This is a genomic window from Aquirufa rosea (genome assembly GCF_004118285.1).
Classification (GTDB): domain Bacteria; phylum Bacteroidota; class Bacteroidia; order Cytophagales; family Spirosomataceae; genus Aquirufa; species Aquirufa rosea.
The window spans coordinates 467,411-483,982 of the sequence record NZ_SDHY01000001.1; the positions used below are offsets into that span (position 1 = coordinate 467,411).

General features: G+C 37.0%; 19 protein-coding genes. 12 read left to right on the forward strand and 7 right to left on the reverse strand.

All coding sequences use genetic code 11. From position 1 onward, the window contains the following. Window positions 1–8 precede the first annotated feature (8 nt). A complete protein-coding gene (locus ESB04_RS02080; protein ID WP_129025752.1) occupies window positions 9–926 on the forward strand; it encodes an aspartate carbamoyltransferase catalytic subunit in 918 nt (305 codons plus the stop codon). On the opposite strand, the gene ESB04_RS02085 is transcribed toward ESB04_RS02080, so the two are convergent. Further along, entirely contained in the window at window positions 900–1,928 is a 1,029-nt protein-coding gene (locus tag ESB04_RS02085) for a glycosyltransferase family 9 protein (protein WP_129025754.1), read from the reverse strand. The genes ESB04_RS02080 and ESB04_RS02085 overlap by 27 nt on opposite strands. A 69-nt stretch (window positions 1,929–1,997) precedes the next feature. Here ESB04_RS02085 and ESB04_RS02090 point away from each other — a divergent pair, with 69 nt between their 5' ends. From ESB04_RS02090 to mtgA, 3 genes are read left to right on the forward strand one after another with little or no spacing between them, the layout of a single operon-like run. Further along, window positions 1,998–3,227, forward strand: a complete 1,230-nt coding sequence (locus tag ESB04_RS02090) for a M16 family metallopeptidase (RefSeq protein ID WP_129025756.1) — start codon at window positions 1,998–2,000, stop codon at window positions 3,225–3,227. Between the two features lie 12 nt (window positions 3,228–3,239). Next, window positions 3,240–4,364: a radical SAM family heme chaperone HemW gene (gene hemW, locus ESB04_RS02095; RefSeq protein WP_129025758.1), complete on the forward strand. Its 1,125-nt coding sequence runs from the start codon at window positions 3,240–3,242 to the stop codon at window positions 4,362–4,364. A gap of 55 nt (window positions 4,365–4,419) precedes the next feature. Further along, window positions 4,420–5,214, forward strand: coding sequence for a monofunctional biosynthetic peptidoglycan transglycosylase (gene mtgA, locus ESB04_RS02100; RefSeq protein ID WP_129025760.1), 795 nt, complete (start codon window positions 4,420–4,422; stop codon window positions 5,212–5,214). On the opposite strand, the gene ESB04_RS02105 is transcribed toward mtgA, so the two are convergent. Together ESB04_RS02105 and ESB04_RS02110 are read right to left on the reverse strand one after the other, a co-directional pair. Then, the gene (locus ESB04_RS02105; protein ID WP_129025762.1) at window positions 5,211–5,546 is read right to left on the reverse strand and encodes an MGMT family protein; all 336 of its coding nucleotides are present in this window, start codon (window positions 5,544–5,546) and stop codon (window positions 5,211–5,213) included. The genes mtgA and ESB04_RS02105 overlap by 4 nt on opposite strands. A 20-nt stretch (window positions 5,547–5,566) precedes the next feature. Continuing rightward, window positions 5,567–6,142 carry a DUF3109 family protein gene (locus ESB04_RS02110; RefSeq protein ID WP_129025764.1) on the reverse strand — a complete coding sequence of 192 codons (576 nt, stop codon included), beginning with the start codon at window positions 6,140–6,142 and terminating at the stop codon, window positions 5,567–5,569. A gap of 154 nt (window positions 6,143–6,296) precedes the next feature. Here ESB04_RS02110 and ESB04_RS02115 point away from each other — a divergent pair, with 154 nt between their 5' ends. Further along, window positions 6,297–7,913, forward strand: coding sequence for a LysM peptidoglycan-binding domain-containing protein (locus tag ESB04_RS02115; protein WP_129025766.1), 1,617 nt, complete (start codon window positions 6,297–6,299; stop codon window positions 7,911–7,913). Here ESB04_RS02115 and ESB04_RS02120 read toward each other — a convergent pair. Both ESB04_RS02120 and ESB04_RS02125 read right to left on the reverse strand, forming a co-directional pair. Next, a complete protein-coding gene (locus ESB04_RS02120; protein WP_129025768.1) occupies window positions 7,910–8,551 on the reverse strand; it encodes an O-methyltransferase in 642 nt (213 codons plus the stop codon). The genes ESB04_RS02115 and ESB04_RS02120 overlap by 4 nt on opposite strands. A gap of 4 nt (window positions 8,552–8,555) precedes the next feature. Beyond that, window positions 8,556–9,326 (reverse strand): class I SAM-dependent methyltransferase, encoded by a 771-nt coding sequence (locus tag ESB04_RS02125; RefSeq protein ID WP_129025770.1) that lies wholly within the window; start codon window positions 9,324–9,326, stop codon window positions 8,556–8,558. Window positions 9,327–9,439: 113 nt separating this feature from the next. Here ESB04_RS02125 and ESB04_RS02130 point away from each other — a divergent pair, with 113 nt between their 5' ends. From ESB04_RS02130 to rlmB, 4 genes are all read left to right on the forward strand, one after another. Continuing rightward, window positions 9,440–10,000: a hypothetical protein gene (locus ESB04_RS02130; protein ID WP_129025772.1), complete on the forward strand. Its 561-nt coding sequence runs from the start codon at window positions 9,440–9,442 to the stop codon at window positions 9,998–10,000. Further along, window positions 9,993–10,292, forward strand: a complete 300-nt coding sequence (locus ESB04_RS02135) for a winged helix-turn-helix domain-containing protein (RefSeq protein ID WP_129025774.1) — start codon at window positions 9,993–9,995, stop codon at window positions 10,290–10,292. The genes ESB04_RS02130 and ESB04_RS02135 overlap by 8 nt, the downstream gene beginning before the upstream one ends. Window positions 10,293–10,391: 99 nt before the next feature. After that, window positions 10,392–10,967, forward strand: a complete 576-nt coding sequence (locus ESB04_RS02140) for an alpha-ketoglutarate-dependent dioxygenase AlkB family protein (RefSeq protein WP_129025776.1) — start codon at window positions 10,392–10,394, stop codon at window positions 10,965–10,967. 72 nt (window positions 10,968–11,039) lie between these two features. Continuing rightward, window positions 11,040–11,831, forward strand: coding sequence for a 23S rRNA (guanosine(2251)-2'-O)-methyltransferase RlmB (rlmB, locus tag ESB04_RS02145; RefSeq protein WP_235832159.1), 792 nt, complete (start codon window positions 11,040–11,042; stop codon window positions 11,829–11,831). A 2-nt stretch (window positions 11,832–11,833) separates the two neighbouring features. Here the strand turns inward: rlmB and ESB04_RS02150 are convergent, their stop codons facing one another. Continuing rightward, window positions 11,834–12,583: an SDR family NAD(P)-dependent oxidoreductase gene (locus tag ESB04_RS02150; protein ID WP_129025780.1), complete on the reverse strand. Its 750-nt coding sequence runs from the start codon at window positions 12,581–12,583 to the stop codon at window positions 11,834–11,836. Window positions 12,584–12,659: 76 nt separating this feature from the next. Here ESB04_RS02150 and pth point away from each other — a divergent pair, with 76 nt between their 5' ends. Both pth and ESB04_RS02160 read left to right on the forward strand, forming a co-directional pair. After that, on the forward strand, window positions 12,660–13,220 hold the full coding sequence (pth, locus tag ESB04_RS02155) for an aminoacyl-tRNA hydrolase (RefSeq protein ID WP_129025783.1): 561 nt from the start codon (window positions 12,660–12,662) through the stop codon (window positions 13,218–13,220). 249 nt (window positions 13,221–13,469) lie between these two features. Further along, window positions 13,470–13,946 carry a hypothetical protein gene (locus ESB04_RS02160; RefSeq protein ID WP_129025784.1) on the forward strand — a complete coding sequence of 159 codons (477 nt, stop codon included), beginning with the start codon at window positions 13,470–13,472 and terminating at the stop codon, window positions 13,944–13,946. Window positions 13,947–14,181: 235 nt separating this feature from the next. Here the strand turns inward: ESB04_RS02160 and metG are convergent, their stop codons facing one another. Continuing rightward, the gene (metG, locus tag ESB04_RS02165) at window positions 14,182–16,212 is read right to left on the reverse strand and encodes a methionine--tRNA ligase (protein WP_129025786.1); all 2,031 of its coding nucleotides are present in this window, start codon (window positions 16,210–16,212) and stop codon (window positions 14,182–14,184) included. A 141-nt stretch (window positions 16,213–16,353) separates the two neighbouring features. On the opposite strand from metG, the gene rpsU reads away from it, so the two are divergent. Then, window positions 16,354–16,548, forward strand: a complete 195-nt coding sequence (gene rpsU, locus ESB04_RS02170) for a 30S ribosomal protein S21 (RefSeq protein ID WP_129025788.1) — start codon at window positions 16,354–16,356, stop codon at window positions 16,546–16,548. Window positions 16,549–16,572 lie beyond the last annotated feature (24 nt).

Here is a 16,572-nt window from a genome sequence, read left to right on the forward strand (position 1 = left end):
AAATAACTATGTTAAAATCGCCACATTTATTAGGAATTAAAGACCTGGATGCTGAATCCATTGACCTGATAGTAAAAACGGCCAAAGAATTTAAGGAGGTTCTTAACAGACCCATTAAGAAAGTTCCCTCTTTGCGCGATGTAACCATAGCCAACGTATTTTTCGAAAACTCTACTCGTACCAGACTATCTTTTGAACTAGCGGAAAAAAGACTTTCAGCAGATACCATCAATTTCTCGGCTTCCGGAAGTTCTGTCAAAAAAGGAGAAACATTACTCGATACCGTCAATAACATTTTAGCCATGAAGGTGGATATGATTGTGATGCGCCACGCTAGTCCGGGTGCTCCACATTATTTATCCAAACACATCAAGGCCAATATCATCAATGCCGGAGATGGCACTCATGAACACCCTACCCAAGCTTTATTAGACACCTTTTCTTTGCGTGAAAAATTAGGAGATTTGGCAGGCAAAAAAATAGCCATCATTGGAGATATACTTCATTCCCGAGTGGCCCTTTCCAATATTTATGCCTTGAAAAAACAAGGAGCAGAAGTTCGACTTTGTGGCCCTAGCACCTTGATTCCTAAGTACATACAAAGCCTAGGTGTGCAAGTTTCACACGATGTCAAAGATACGTTGGCCTGGTGTGATGCCGCCAATGTACTGCGTATTCAATTGGAACGCCAACAAATCAAATATTTCCCTTCGTTAAGAGAATATGCACAGTTCTTTGGCATTACCAGAAAAATGTTGGATGAATTACCCAAAGAGATCGTCTTGATGCACCCAGGACCAATCAACCGCGGAGTGGAATTAAGTTCTGATGCTGCAGATTCTCCGCATTCCATCATTTTGGATCAGGTAGAAAATGGAGTAGCAGTGAGAATGGCCGTTTTATACCTTTTGGCCTCCAAAGCTTAAATATTCTTCGTAAGCGCCCAATAAAGCCTGCGCTTCAATACTTTCACCACAAGCATAATGCTGTAGAGGACAATGTTTTTTCCCATGGTCTCCACATGGCCTACAGGTTAAGCTTTGCTTGGTTTCTATCACTCGATTCCAATCGGCTAATGGACCAAATCCAAAATCAGGAATAGTGGAGCAAAAAACCGCCACTGTAGGTACATTTTCAGCCGAACAAAGATGCATAGGACCTGAGTCATTGACAAAACTCATCCTACTTTCTTGAAAAATATAAGCTGATGCTAAAAGGGCATGTTTGCCCGTTTCATTCAAAACTATGCGTTTCATTCCTTCAAAAGCCGAAGCTATTTGATTAGATAAATCAACTTCACCCGGCGAACCCATCAAGACCACCACTTGATCCTCAGGCAACATTCGAATGAATTCAATCCATTTTCGAATGGGTAAACGCTTCGTCTCCCATACAGAACCCGGGGAAATGCAGATATATTCCTTCTTTTTTAAAACAGGGTCCAGCATGATAGGTTGAGCCATTAAATAAGGTTTATAGATTTTATCCCCAAGCCAAGAACTCACCAATGCAATATTTCTAACAACCTCATGCTTTCCTTTACCCCACTCATGTTTGATTCTTTCCGTAAAAAATAAGGATAGTGGATTTTTATCAAAACCAATCACCCGTTTGGCACCAATGGATAAACTCAAAAGACCCATTCCGAAAAAACGCTGAATGACGTACACGGCATCAAAGCGTTCTTGGGAAAGATCGCGGCGTAATTCCAACCAAGAAGCCCATTTCTTGGACTTATCATGGGTCCAAACTCGACTCAAATTGGGATAGGGGTATGCCTTGAATAAAGATTCATTTCCTTTTCTAACTAATAAGTGAATTTCTGTTTCAGGAGATTGCATTCTAATCTTCTCCAACAAGGCAGTTGATAAAATGGCATCACCTAAAAAAGCTGTTTGAATTAAAAGAACCTTAGAATGCGTGGGCATATCAAAAAAATATGGATGAAATGGCCATAAAATTAGTTAAATTTGGGACATTTTTATCGAAGAAAATACATGAATTCCATTCAAACACGAACCCTTTCCAATGGCATAATACTGGTCCACAGGCAAGTAGTTCATACAGAAATTTCGCATGTGGGAATCATGTTAGACATAGGCAGTAGAGACGAAGATCTAGCAGAACAAGGTATTGCACATTTTTGGGAGCACATGGCCTTCAAAGGCACCCAAAAGAAGAATAACATCCAAATTATCAACCGCTTGGAAATCATTGGAGGTGAGTTAAATGCCTATACCACCAAGGAAAAAATATGTTTTCATGCTTCCGTTTTGACTCCATACTACGAAAGAGCCCTGGAATTATTAGCGGATATCACTTTTCACTCGACCTTTCCACAAAAAGAATTAGAGAAGGAAAGAAGCGTAATTTTGGAAGAAATGTCCATGTATTATGATTCTCCTGAAGATGCCATCCAAGATGATTTTGATGAATTATTATTCCCTAACCACTCGCTTGGAATGAATATCTTGGGCACTAACCAAACCGTACAAGGGTTCCAGCCTAAGGATTTATACGAATTCATTGAGAGAAATATGGATACCTCTCGCATCGTATTTTCTTCCATCGGCAAATTGCCTCATGAAAAGGTATTTCAATGGGCTGAAAAGCATTTAGGACATATAACAGCCAAGAAACAACAATTAAAAAGAACTGCACCTCAAGCCATGTTACCTGAGAGAAAAGTGGTTAAACGCGGTGTTACGCAATCACATGTGGCATTAGGAAGACAATCCTTCGAAATTGCCAATCCGAACAGAATGGCCTTTTTCACGCTCATAAATCTTTTGGGCGGCCCTGGTATGAACTCCCTATTAAACGTTTCCGTTCGAGAAAAGCATGGATTGGTTTACTCCATTGAGGCAAGTTTTACCTCGTATATAGATTCAGGTTTTTGGGCCATATATTTTGGTACTGAACCCAACCAAGTGAATAAATCCTTGAAACTCATCATGCGGGAATTTGACAAATTGCAACAAAAAACTTTGTCTGCTCCAGCCCTACAAAAAATCAAATCTCAATTGAAAGGTCAGTTGGCCATGGCAGAGGAAGGAAATTTGAATTTCATGCTCATGATGGCTAAAAACCTGTTAGACAGGGAAAAAATCGAAAGTTTAGATGAGTTATTCTTGCAAATCGACGAGATCACTTCAGATAAATTACAATCATTGGCTCAAGAGATGTTTGTTCCAGACCAACTTAGCTACCTCATCTTTGAACCTTAGCCTACAAAAGTTTTGCACCTTTATCTGCACATACCATTTTGTCGACAGGCTTGTCATTATTGTGACTTCCATTTTTCTACACAATTATCTCAAAAGGATGAACTGCTGGAAGCCATGCTTCATGAGTTAGATAGAAAAAAGGACTACCTTTCCAATATAAACCTAGAAACCATTTATTTGGGAGGTGGTACTCCCTCCCTACTTTCTGACGAACAATTACATCAATTATTTGATCGAATACACCGCTTATTTACAGTAAATCCTCAGGCTGAAATCACCCTCGAGGCTAATCCAGAAGATTTAAACCCCGAATACATTCAGTTACTCAAACAATTAGGAGTCAATCGATTAAGCATTGGAATTCAGACATTTAACGAAGAAAGCCTTCAGTTTTTACATCGAAATCATTGCTCGCAACAATCCATTCTAGGAGTTAAAAACGCACAACATGCGGGATTAGAAAATATCAGCATTGATATTATTTATGGTTTACCCAAGCATGAGTTAGTCGATACAGAAAAGGACATCTTACAGGCCATTGATTTAGGCGTAGAACACATTTCGGCTTATAGCCTGACCATAGAGTCGAGAACAGTATTTGGTAAACAAAAATCAAGAGGATTATTGACTGAAACACCCGAATCTAAGATGGCAGGTCATTTTGAATTAAGTCACCAATTACTAAAATCCGCGCATTTTGAGGCCTATGAGATATCCAATTTTGCTAAAAATAAGCGCTATTCTCAGCATAATTCTAGCTATTGGAATCAAGAAGAATACTTAGGCATTGGCCCTTCAGCCCATAGTTTTAACCTGCACAGCAGGCAGTGGAATATAGCCAACAATAAAAAATATATACAAGGGATTAAGGAGGGTAAAGGATTTTTTGAGCAAGAGCAACTGAGTCCTGAAAATCGAATCAACGAGTATATCATGACCCGATTAAGAACCATGTGGGGAATTGATTTGGCGTACGTAAAAAATACGTACCAACAATTGAATCAAGCCTTCCCTCAAGAGGTGTTGGAAAACTGGAAAAATAGGCAGTTTGCAGAGGAAATAAATGGCCATTTAATCCTAACTGATTCAGGTAAATTAATCGCCGACAAATTGAGTGGCGATATTTTTTTAATTTAAACAAGCATGTCAATTAAGATTGTATTTTTGCAATCTATTTAACCTAAACTATTCCATGGCAAAAAGAATTGACTTAACGAAAGAGGCTCGACTGGGAACAAAATCGTCTAAATTCGGAAAAGTCAATGCCAATCCTTCTGCCAAATCTACTTCAACTTTCAAAAAATACTTAATCAAATTGGCTTGGTTTGCCTTCTATTCATGGATTGCATCCCTAGTCATGATTTTGCTTTTCAAATTTGTTCCCATTTACTTCACCCCAACCATGGCCAGTCGGAAAATAGATGCCATACTAGAGGGAAAGCCCAGTAAGATTTATTCCAATTGGACACCATATTCTGAAATAGATAAAAACTGTGCCTTGGCAGTTATCGCCTCGGAGGACCAATTATTCCCTGAGCACAGTGGCTTTGACTTTGAAGCCATGTGGGGTGCCATGAGGCACAATATGAAAGGCAAGCGCATCAAAGGAGCTAGTACCATTTCCCAACAAGTAGCAAAAAATGTCTTTTTATGGCAAGGAAGAAGTTATTTGAGAAAAGGATTAGAAGCCTATTTCACCTTCATGATTGAAATAATTTGGGGCAAAAAAAGAATTATCGAAGTGTACCTCAATGTAGCCGAAACAGGTAAAATGACTTTCGGAGTAGAAGCAGCCTGCAGACGGTATTATGGCCACTCTGCTTTGGAAGTAAGTAAAGCTGAAGCCGCCCGAATTGCTGCAGTATTACCTAATCCGATTCGTTTCTCCATTGAAAATCCTTCTAATTACGTGCAAAGAAGAACGGCCACCATTCAGCGACAAATGAGAATGTTAGGAGGTAAAAAATTCTTAAATCAAATTGACTAGATCTGTAATTCTTGCGAAGGATCCCAAAAATGCATTGGAAAATTCACGATTTTATCCTCTCGAATCACCAAGCCTTCAGCCTCCAATAATTCTTGCATTCGATCGCCTCCAAAAAAATGTTTCCCTGTCAATAAACCATTTCGATTGACTACCCGATGAGCGGGAACATCTGGTAATGTATGGGAAGCATTCATAGCCCATCCCACCATCCGAGCACCACCCTTCATCCCTAAATAAGCTGCAATGGCACCGTAAGATGTCACTCGTCCATGTGGAATCAATTGAACCACCTGATAAATGGCATCAAAAGAATTTAGTTGGTTGCTGCTCATACAATTGATGATACAAACGATTATTTTGAAATATTTCTTTCCTCTATTTCATTTTCCAATTCTTGATACCAGGCAGCACCAAACTTTCGGATTAGGGGCTCCTTAAGGAACTTGTAAATGGGTACCCCTAATTGCTTACCATGTGAACAAGCATCAGAACATATCGACCATCGATCGTAATTAAGTGCTTGAAATTCAGCTAATTTAGCAATCCTAATTGGATATAAATGACATGAAATAGGCTTCCGAAAATCAATCTTTCCGTCGAAATACGCCTGCTCTATTCCACACTTTAAATATTTTTTTTCATCATAATACGCATAAACACATTCTCTTCCTTGGATGACTGGTGTGGAATAATCGCCATCTTCATCCTTTACCCAAGTTCCAACTTCTTTAATCACCGCTTTCCCATCTTCGGATAAATAAGGAGCAATTTGTTCTTGAATGCCTTCTAATATACTGAGTTCTTCTTCTTCCAACGGAGCACCCAAATCACCCTCCACGCAACAAGCCCCTTTACATTTACTTAAATCACACACAAAGAACTCATCTGCCACATCTTCACTGATAACTGTATCGTCAATTAATATCATTTGATCAATTTTTCACAAAGGTAAAGATATTCTCATGCAATTTTACAAAAGCAATTTTAGCAATAATCCCTAGAGGCAAGCGTTGAATGATATTATTTGGTAATTTTACAACAAATTAACTGCCGAGTGTAAATCGGCATTTTATCTTTCCTATATGATTCAAAAAAAGCTACTTTTTCTTTTTTTGTGGCTTTCTTGCTACATATCTAATTCTCTTATTGCACGTACTCCAACAGATACATTAAGCTTAGGAAATTTAAAAGTAGCGGTGCATCCCTCTGCCAAATCTATTTTGGAGAAAGAGTGGGCTATGTTAGGTGCAAACAAAAAGTTTGTGGGGATGATGAAAGAAAAAATGCGTTTATTTTTTCCGTTAATTGAACCAATTTTAAAGGAAGGAAATATACCTGAAGACTTTAAATACCTATGCGTGCAAGAAAGTTCGCTCAATCCTAATGCCGTTTCTACCTCCAATGCCGTAGGCTATTGGCAGTTTAAACTAGAAACGGCTAAAGATGTGGGACTAAGAGTCAATAAAGAGGTAGATGAAAGGCGACATATCATGGAAGCAACCAAAGGAGCCGTTAATTATCTATCACGCAATAATACCGTACTTGATAACTGGTTAAGCACGCTTTTATCTTATCGACTAGGACTAGGCACTTTGAAAAAAATGCCTTTGGCGACCGACTGGTCTGGTAAATCCCTGATTGAAGTGGACTCCAGTACAGACTGGTACGTGCTCAGATTTTTAGCCTACAAACACTTTTGGGAAACAGAATTACAACTTAATTCAGAGGAAAACAATACTTCTGCGGCTCCTAGTATGATTACCTACACCCAGGTGAAGGGTAAAAATTTGATGGAATTATCTGATGAATGGAAAGTTAGTTATGACGATTTAAAAAAATATAATTCCTGGGTTTTAAAAGATTGGGTGCCTGAAGACAAAGAATATACGCTTTACCACCCTTCCAATGTGTCCATTTTTGAATCGAAAGGACCTGTTAGTATGGCAGCACAAAACACTGTTTTGACTGCCTCCATTGATACCAACAAATTATACGTAGAAAAAGAAGTACCTCAGGAAGCTCTTTACCCTAAGAAAAAACATAAACCTATTTTAAGCGATAAAGTGGAAATGCGTTGGCATACCGTGGAAGCTGGCGAAAGCTTGACTTCTATCGCGAAGAAATACGACATGAAGTTGCCTGATTTGGTCAAAATAAATGGGCTTGATATGAGTTCTACCATTAATTTGGGGCAAAAAATTAAAGTATCAAGAAAAATTCCCATGTTAGAACTCATTGCTGAGCAGTTAGACGAAAAAGCAAAAAAAGAACCGGTGATGGTTAATACTCCAACTGAAAGAATTGAAAAGATAGAGAAACCTGAAAAGACAGAATCAGATGAACCTAAAGTAAGGATCAAAAGCAACACAGGAAGTGATTACATAGACCCTGCAGTCAGTAGAGAAATTACAATACGTTCAGAAAATTCAGAAAAGGATTATACACCTAGCCAAACTACCCCTGTAGAAAATCCGATTAGTAAAGCAGCTGAAAAAATCAGTTCAAGTCTTGAGATAAAGGCAATTTCTATTGCTAGGGAAAAAACAAATTCAACTTCAATCCATCTAGTTAAATCAGGTGAAACCCTGTTCAGAATTGCTTCACAATATGGCATAACAGTTCAAAACCTATTGGATTGGAACAAATTGGGGAAAAACCCTAAAATTCAAGTGGGACAGCAATTGAAAGTTAAACCCTAATCGATTTTCCTAAGAATATACAAGCCATCTCGCAAGGGGAGCAATAAATTCTCTACTCGGGGGTCGTCCATACACTTTTGATTAAAGTCGCGTAAGGCTTGGGTAGATTTATCTTTGGCAGACTCATCCACTACTTTGCCGCTCCAAAGTACATTGTCCACAATAATTAATCCACCTTTTCTGACCTTATCAACAATTAAATCAAAATAGAGCCCATATTTACGTTTATCTGCATCAATAAATACTAAATCTATTGTGTCATGAATCTTGGGAATTTCATCTTGCGCATCAGCAATACGATAATCAATTTGTGCAGTAAGAGGAGATTGATTGAAAAAAGAACGGGTAAAACTTTCCAATTCCTCATTGATATCGATGGTAATCAACTTACCGTCTGCCACTAAACCCTCTGCTAAACATAAGGCTGAATAACCCGTATATGTTCCTATTTCAACAATTAATTTAGGTTGAAGCAATGAAGATAGCAATGCTAAAAAACGACCCTGCAAATGCCCAGAAAGCATCCTTGGCTGTAAAATTTGGGCATGTGTCTCTCTAGAAAGTCGTTTCAATAAATCACTTTCTGGATTTGAAAATGCCCTGGAATAAGCATCAATGGCTGGATCAATAAATTCCATAGGCTTATTTTATTCCTGTATAAAAGAAATCAAAAGAAGAATCTGGAGTCTGATTGAGTGAATAATCCTCTACCTGAATAGAATCAACTAGTTGATTATTTGCCTTGGAAACAATCAGTCTACTCATGCGATTAGCTATATCATAAGGCACTTGTAACCAGGTTCTTGGTAATAAATATTGCAAATTGAAGATGTCAAAACGCGTAATTTTTTGCACGGATTTTTTATTCTCTTCATAATATTCCATCACTTTTGCATTTCCGTGAATTCCTTCAGTAATCACAGTAGAAAAATGCTTTTTCATCAAATTTTCGAGGCTATGGGCATCATATTCACGTACATGCCATGGATTTCTAGTTAGCGAGAATTTCTTATTAACGGTGGTCAAATAGAGCTTTCCACCCGGCTTTAAAACACGTGCTGCTTCTTGAAGGAAAAAATCATCATTTTCAATATGCTCTATCACCTGAAAAGTGATTACAAAATCAAAATGATCAGAAGGCAAATCCTTTAAAGGAGGCAAAAACATGTCTATAAATCGAAAGGAGGGATATTTTTTACTCAATTCATCCATCAATTCAGTGTTTTTATCTACTCCCGTATAATGACTTACCTGTGGAGCTAAAACCCCTACTCCCCTTCCCGTTCCACAACCTATCTCCAACACATTTCCTGATACTAAATGACTTACATGGAGATAGGGAAATAAAAGTCGTTGATGGATGGGATTATCAGAAGCAATTTCGGAAGAGGCTATTTCGGTAGTTTTATACATATGATTGAATTTGCATACAAAGGTAGGAATAATCAAATAAATATTTTTTTTGAAAAAATTTGGTTTGAAATACAAACTACATTAATATTGTAAACACTAAACCGCTAATAACAATGCCTAAAACTTTATTAAATCCCAACGAGAGCTTGGCAATTATTCAAAAAGTAGTTTTATCTACCCGTCAAGATTACCATATTAAAAGAAAATTCTATATCCTTTGGGGTTTACTGATTGCCATCGCTAGTTTCTCCCAATATGCCATTCAACTCAATCTGATTCCCTTGCCTTGGTATTCCCCTTGGATTTTTTTTCCTGGTATTGGATTCATATTAAGTATAATTTGGGGTTTATCCAGCAAAAAGTCTTCTTTGAGTTATTATAACCATTTTGTCCTAACCATGTGGTTTACCTTATACATAGCCATGGGTTTATCGCTCTTTGTAGCTTTGTTTAATGAAATAAGCCCATTCCCCTATCTTTTGATTTGTGTGGGAACAGGAACAAATATTTCTGGATTTTTAATGAAAAACCGAATATTCATTATATCTGGAATTATGTTAGGACTAGGTGCAATCTATTGTTTATTTATCCCCTTTCATCAACAATTACTCCTAAATGGGACATGCATGATTGTGGGAAATGTTTTGCCCAATCTGATCACTCATCATGTTTAATGAATTAGATCCTTTATTAAATTCTCCTGTAAGATTAGCTATTATGTCTATTTTACTAACAGTTAAACATGCGCACTTCAATGATTTATTAAAAGAAACACAAACCACGCAAGGTAATTTGAGCCACCAACTTAAAAAACTGCATGAAGCACAATACATCTACATAGAGAAAACTTACAAAAACAATTACCCATTAACCATCATTAGTCTGTCTGAAAAGGGGAAAATTGCCTTTGAAACCTATGTAGAAAACATAAAAAAATATTTACACCTAAATGAGAATAATACCTAACCACCATACATCATAGCTAAATCATACATAATGATTTCGGGCTAAGATTAAAATCCTGATTTTCTATGAAGGTCAGGATTTTTTAATTTTATTCATCCAATGAAAAATTTACTTCCTTTTGACGGAGAATTGTATGACCATGGAATCATCTATGAGCAGGATGAAGCATATAAGATCATGGAGCAAATGCTAGAAAGCATTGCATGGAAGCATGATCAGGTTAAGCTGTTTGGAAGAGTATATCAAACTTCACGCATGGTGGCATGGTATGGTGACGTTGGAAAAAATTATCAATACTCTGGTAGTACTAAAACTGCCCACCTTTGGACACCCCTTTTACTAGAAATAAAATCCCGAGTTGAAAATCTTTGCCGGGCTAATTACAATGCCTGTTTGCTCAATCTATATCATGACGGAAATGAAGGAATGGGATGGCATGCCGACAATGAAAAAAGTATAGTTACCCATTCAAGCATTGCATCTTTGAGTCTAGGAAGTACCAGAAGATTTGATGTTAAACACCTTCAGACAGGGGAAAAAATAAGTTTGGACTTAAAGAATGGGCAATTAATTAATATGCAAGGATGCACGCAGGACTATTGGAAACACGCATTAGCTAAATCTAAAAAGGTTAAAAATTTGAGAATAAACCTCACTTTCCGGCTTATGAAATAACACTAATACGGGCGGTTGAAAGAAAAACAAAAAAAAATGCCGAACTTTGTTCTACATTTTATTCCATTCAACGTGTCATTCGAGCAAAATCCCAAGCCTTTCAAAAAAGCATTTAGGCATTTCACTACCCCCAAAACAGATAATAAAGAATTTGTATTTGGCATACAGTCTGTTTTAGAAACTCTAAGAGCTGGAAAGGAAATTGATCGATTATTGGTACAAAGGGAACTTGGGAATATTGAAATACTTGAACTTGCCAAAGAGAAAGGAATTCAGGTACAAAAAGTACCTATTGAAAAACTCAATAGAATAACGCGTAAAAATCATCAGGGTGCAATTGCTTTCGTATCTGCCATTCATTATGCCAAATTAGAAAACATTATAGCGGACACCTTTGAAAAGGGTGAAACACCTTTGATTCTGATTTTGGATCGAATAACGGATGTTCGAAATTTTGGAGCCATTGCTCGTACGGCTGAATGTGCCGGAATTCATGCCATCGTGATTCCTTCTAGGGGAGCGGCGCAAATCAATGCTGATGCCATGAAAACTTCATCCGGTGCACTGAACTTTTTACCTGTTTGTCGGGAGGAAAATTTAGTCCAGACACTAGAATTTCTTCAAAATTCTGGACTTAAGGTGATTGCTTGTACAGAAAAAACGAAAGATTCTGTCTATTCTAAGGACTTCAAAGAGCCTGCAGCCATCATATTAGGTTCTGAAGAAGATGGTATCTCCGATGAATTGATTCGTAAAGCGGATGAATTAGCTTCCATTCCACAAGCAGGACAGGTTGGCTCATTGAATGTATCTGTGGCAGCGGGCGTCATAATCTATGAAGCCGTAAGACAAAGAATTCAATAATCTTATAAATCCTTCTTAATCTGGGTTGCTGATGCTTGTGCTGTTGGCAATATGGTAACATCGGCTATGTTAACATGGGATGGACAGGAAACAATATAGGCTATTAAATCGGCTACATCCTCTGCCACCAAAGGGGTAAATCCTTGATATACCGAATTGGCTCTCTCCATGTCTCCCTTAAATCTAACGGAAGAAAATTCTGTATTTACTGCCCCAGGGGCGATATTTGAAACCTTAATATTAAACGTATTTAAGTCAATACGCATACCTTGTGAAAGGGCCTCTACGGCTGCTTTTGAGGCACAATAAACATTTCCATTGGCATATGTTTGTTTCCCTGCAATAGATGACAAGTTAATGATATGTCCCATCTGACGACGAATCATCTCAGGAATGACCATTTTAGATACATATAATAAGCCATTCACGTTTCCTAGCATCATGGCATCCCAATCCTCCAAGGCCCCATCCTGAATGGCTGATAAACCGTGAGCATTACCCGCATTATTAATTAAAACATCAATATTTTTCCATTCATTTGGCAAACTTGAAAAGGCAGACTCAACTTCAGACCAATTTCTAACATCAAAAGTCAATAAAATGGTAGGGCTCGAAATGCTTGATTGTAATTCTTCTAGGCGCTCACGACGTCTTCCACATAATATTAAAGCATAACCTAAATTGGCTAGAGCTTTGGAAGTAGCCCAACCTATTCCCGAACTAGCACCCGTAATACAAGCAATTTTATTCATCTCTTTTTTTACACGAAGTTAATGTCTAAGCAGTCTTCTAAAAAATTTGCTTGTACTTTTGTCAAAAATTATAAAAATGAACTATCTAATAGTAGGCTTGGGCAATATTGGTCCAGAATATTTATTTACTAGACATAATATAGGATTCATGGCGGTAGACTTCCTTGCCAAACAAAAAGACATCAAGTTTAGCCCTGATCGCTATGCCAGTCAGTGTTCTTATCGCTTAAAAGGACATCAAATTCACTTAATAAAGCCAAATACCTACATGAACCTAAGTGGCAAGGCGGTTAATTATTGGATGCAACATTTAAAAATCACCAAAGAAAACGTTCTAATCTTAGTAGATGACCTAGCCTTACCCTTCGAAACACTACGACTTAAGCCCAAAGGATCAAGTGGTGGACATAATGGATTAAAAAGCATTGAGGCCACCCTATCAAGCAACGAATACCCAAGATTACGAATGGGTATTGGTGATAATTTTCCCAAAGGAAGACAAGCCGAATATGTATTAAGTAACTTTTCTGAAGAAGAATTAGGATTAATTCCTGAGGTACTAGAAAGGAGTATCCAAATAATTGAAACTTTTTGCCTGGAAGGCATCCAACAAACAATGAATAAATACAATCAGTAATTGTACTTTTTAAAGAATATTTGAATTATTCCTAAATTTTCAAATTAGAATTATCAAAAAGTATTAAATCGTATTGCAAAATATTATTTGTCAATAAGTCAATTTAAATATATTATATTCTGTTTTGGTAAGTAAAAAACAAATTTTAACAATTTTAAATTCTAAAATTGTGTAAATTCAAGTTTTGTTATATTAAAAAAATACAATAATTTTGTCGTGTTGATTTAGTAATTAAATATAACAAAACAAATGAAAAAGAATTTATTAGTGATTAGCTGTTTAGTGGGACTAAGCCTAATCGGAGCGGAAGCAAAAGCAAGCGGTAACATTCGTAACAACGAAACATCGACAAGCAATTTGTCGATCAAGAAGGAAACTTTATCTGAAGTAATTCAGAATTTTATAAAGAAAAACAATAGCACAACTAAGCCATCAGCAGCCAGCTTAACAATCTCAATTTTAGAAGATTACCAAAGTGGCAACTCGGCATATTTAAGTGCTAGCAAGCAGGATAAAATCACTTTCAACCAAACTATTCAAACAATATCTCGTCAGGCACAAAATTTCTCTGATGATAAATCGTTAAACTGGATGAAAGAAATTAATAAATCCGCCAAAGCAATTAATACAATTTGGGCGATTTTAGGTCAAGAACCCGTGATTGATTCAAACTTAGACTTAGAATTTGAACAAAAGCCTGAGTTAGTTGTTGTATTTAAAAATTAGATTGTAAGTAGTTTTCATAGTTAAATAGGTTTAGAGGTAATAAAAAAAGGTGCTGTTGTTAACGGCACCTTTTTTATTTAATCTAAATGATACAATATTTTTTTTGCATTAATCCTATAATATTCTTGCAAAACATATATATTTGTATAAATTTTCATAGTTAAATAGGTTTAGAGGTTAAATAAATAAGGCCAGAAGCATCTTCTGACCTTATTTTTATGTTTAATAAACCTTATTAACTGACGGTCGCACCATTCCAAATTCCCTTTTCAGGCTCAATAAATGACAGTTTTCCATCCTGCCCCTCAGCCATCAGGATCATACCTTCACTTTCCAATCCCATCATTTTGCGTGGAGCTAAATTGGCTAAAAAAGTTACTTTCCTACCCAGCACTTCATCCACTTGGAAATGTTCGGCAATACCGCTCAAAATGGTACGATGTTTCATTCCATCATCCACGGTCAATTTGAGTAATTTCTTACTTTTTTCCATTTTTTCGGCAGCAATAATCTGACCAATTCGAATATCCATCTTGGCAAAACTTTCAAAATCAATCGTTTCTTTGATTGGATTTGGCTGCTTAGATTGAATTAACTGCTGTTGCTTTGTCAGATTCAACTTTTCTACCTGCTTTTGAATGACATCATCCTCTAATTTTTCAAATAATAAGCCTGGATTCTGCAGCTTGGTCCCCACAGCTATGCATTCAAAATCACCTAAACTAGCCCAATTGACTTTTTGTAGTCCAAGGGCAGATCTTAACTTTTGAGCAGTAAATGGCAAAAATGGCTCTAAAGCAATACTGATATGTGCCACTAATTGAATCGCATAATTTAAAACATGGCCAGCTTTTTCAGGATTTTCCTTCATTATTTTCCATGGCTCTGACTCAGCTAAGTATTTATTACCTAGCCTAGCTACTTCCATGGCCAAGACCAATGCGTCTCTAAATTTATATGCTTCGATAGCTACCTCCAGCTTATCAGGCAATTCTCCTAAAGCTATTTTCAAATCTTTCTCTAAGGAGCTATCTTCTAATTTAGCGGGAACCTTAGATTCAAAATTCTTATCCAATAATACAAAGGCACGATTGACAAAATTGCCTAGAATGGCCACTAATTCAGAATTATTCTTGGTCTGAAAATCAGCCCAAGTAAAATCCGCATCCTTTGTCTCAGGACTAGAGGCCGTTAAGGCATATCTCAATACATCCTGTTTTCCTGGAAATTCCTGTAAATATTCATGTAACCAAACGGCCCAGTTTCTCGAAGTCGATATCTTCTCCCCTTCCAAATTCATGAATTCATTAGCTGGCACTTGGTCTGCCAATTGATACTTCCCATGGGCCATACACATGGCAGGGAAAATTAAACAATGAAAAACAATATTATCCTTTCCAATGAAATGCACAATTCTGCTATCCTCTTCTTTCCAATATTTTTCCCAATCTGGCCTTAACTGACTTGTCATAGAGATATAGCCAATAGGAGCATCAAACCACACATACAAGACTTTCCCCTCATTGCCCTCAATTGGAACAGGTACACCCCAAGATAAATCACGGGTCATAGCCCTAGGCTTCAAACCATCTTGCAACCAAGATTTTACTTGTCCTGCTACATTGATTTTCCATTCTGGATGAGAGGCAACATACTTTTCCAATTCCGGCTGCCATTGATCCAAAGGTAAAAACCAGTTTTTGGTAGGACGCATGGAAGGGGCAGAGCCACTCAAAGTAGATTTTGGATGAATCAATTCAGTAGGTGATAAAGTTGTACCACATTTCTCACATTGATCCCCATAAGCACCCGGCTGATGACAACTAGGACATTCTCCTACAATGTATCGATCCGCTAAAAACTGACCTGCTTCCTCATCATAAAACTGCTCAGTCACCTCCTCTATAAACTTTCCCTCTTGATATAATTTCAAGAAAAAATCTTGCGATAAACGATGATGAACAGGATCTGAAGTACGACCGTAGATATCAAATGAAATACCAAACTCTTCAAATGATTGCTTGATTTCCTTATAGTAATAATCCACTACTTCTTGTGGTGTTTTACCCTCTTTTTGAGCCTTAATGGTGATAGGTACCCCATGTTCATCAGTACCAGACACAAAAATCACATCCTTATTTTGAAGACGTAAAAAACGAACGTAAATATCTGCTGGCAAATAACATCCGGCCAAGTGCCCTATATGAATGGGGCCATTGGCATAAATCAGTGCAGCAGTTACTGTGGTTCGTTTAAATTCAGACATAATTCTTTGTTAAAATAAAGCACAAATTTAGCTAAAAAACAGCATTTAAAACTCGAATATATTAGTTAAAAAATCTGATCAATTTTTGCATATAAAAAAACAATAAACTATATTTGCGGACATTTTAAAATCATCACGTACATGTTAATTATTTCAATCAAAGAAAACGAGTCAATAGACAAAGCATTAAAGCGATTCAAGAAGAAATTCGAGAAAACGGGTGTAGTGAAAGAATTGCGTAGAAGATCTGCTTTCGAAAAACCATCTATCACTCGCCGTACTGAATTGATTCGTGCGTCTTACAAGCAAAAAACTTACGGGAATATCAATAACTAATTCCCTTAATTTCTATTAATTGAC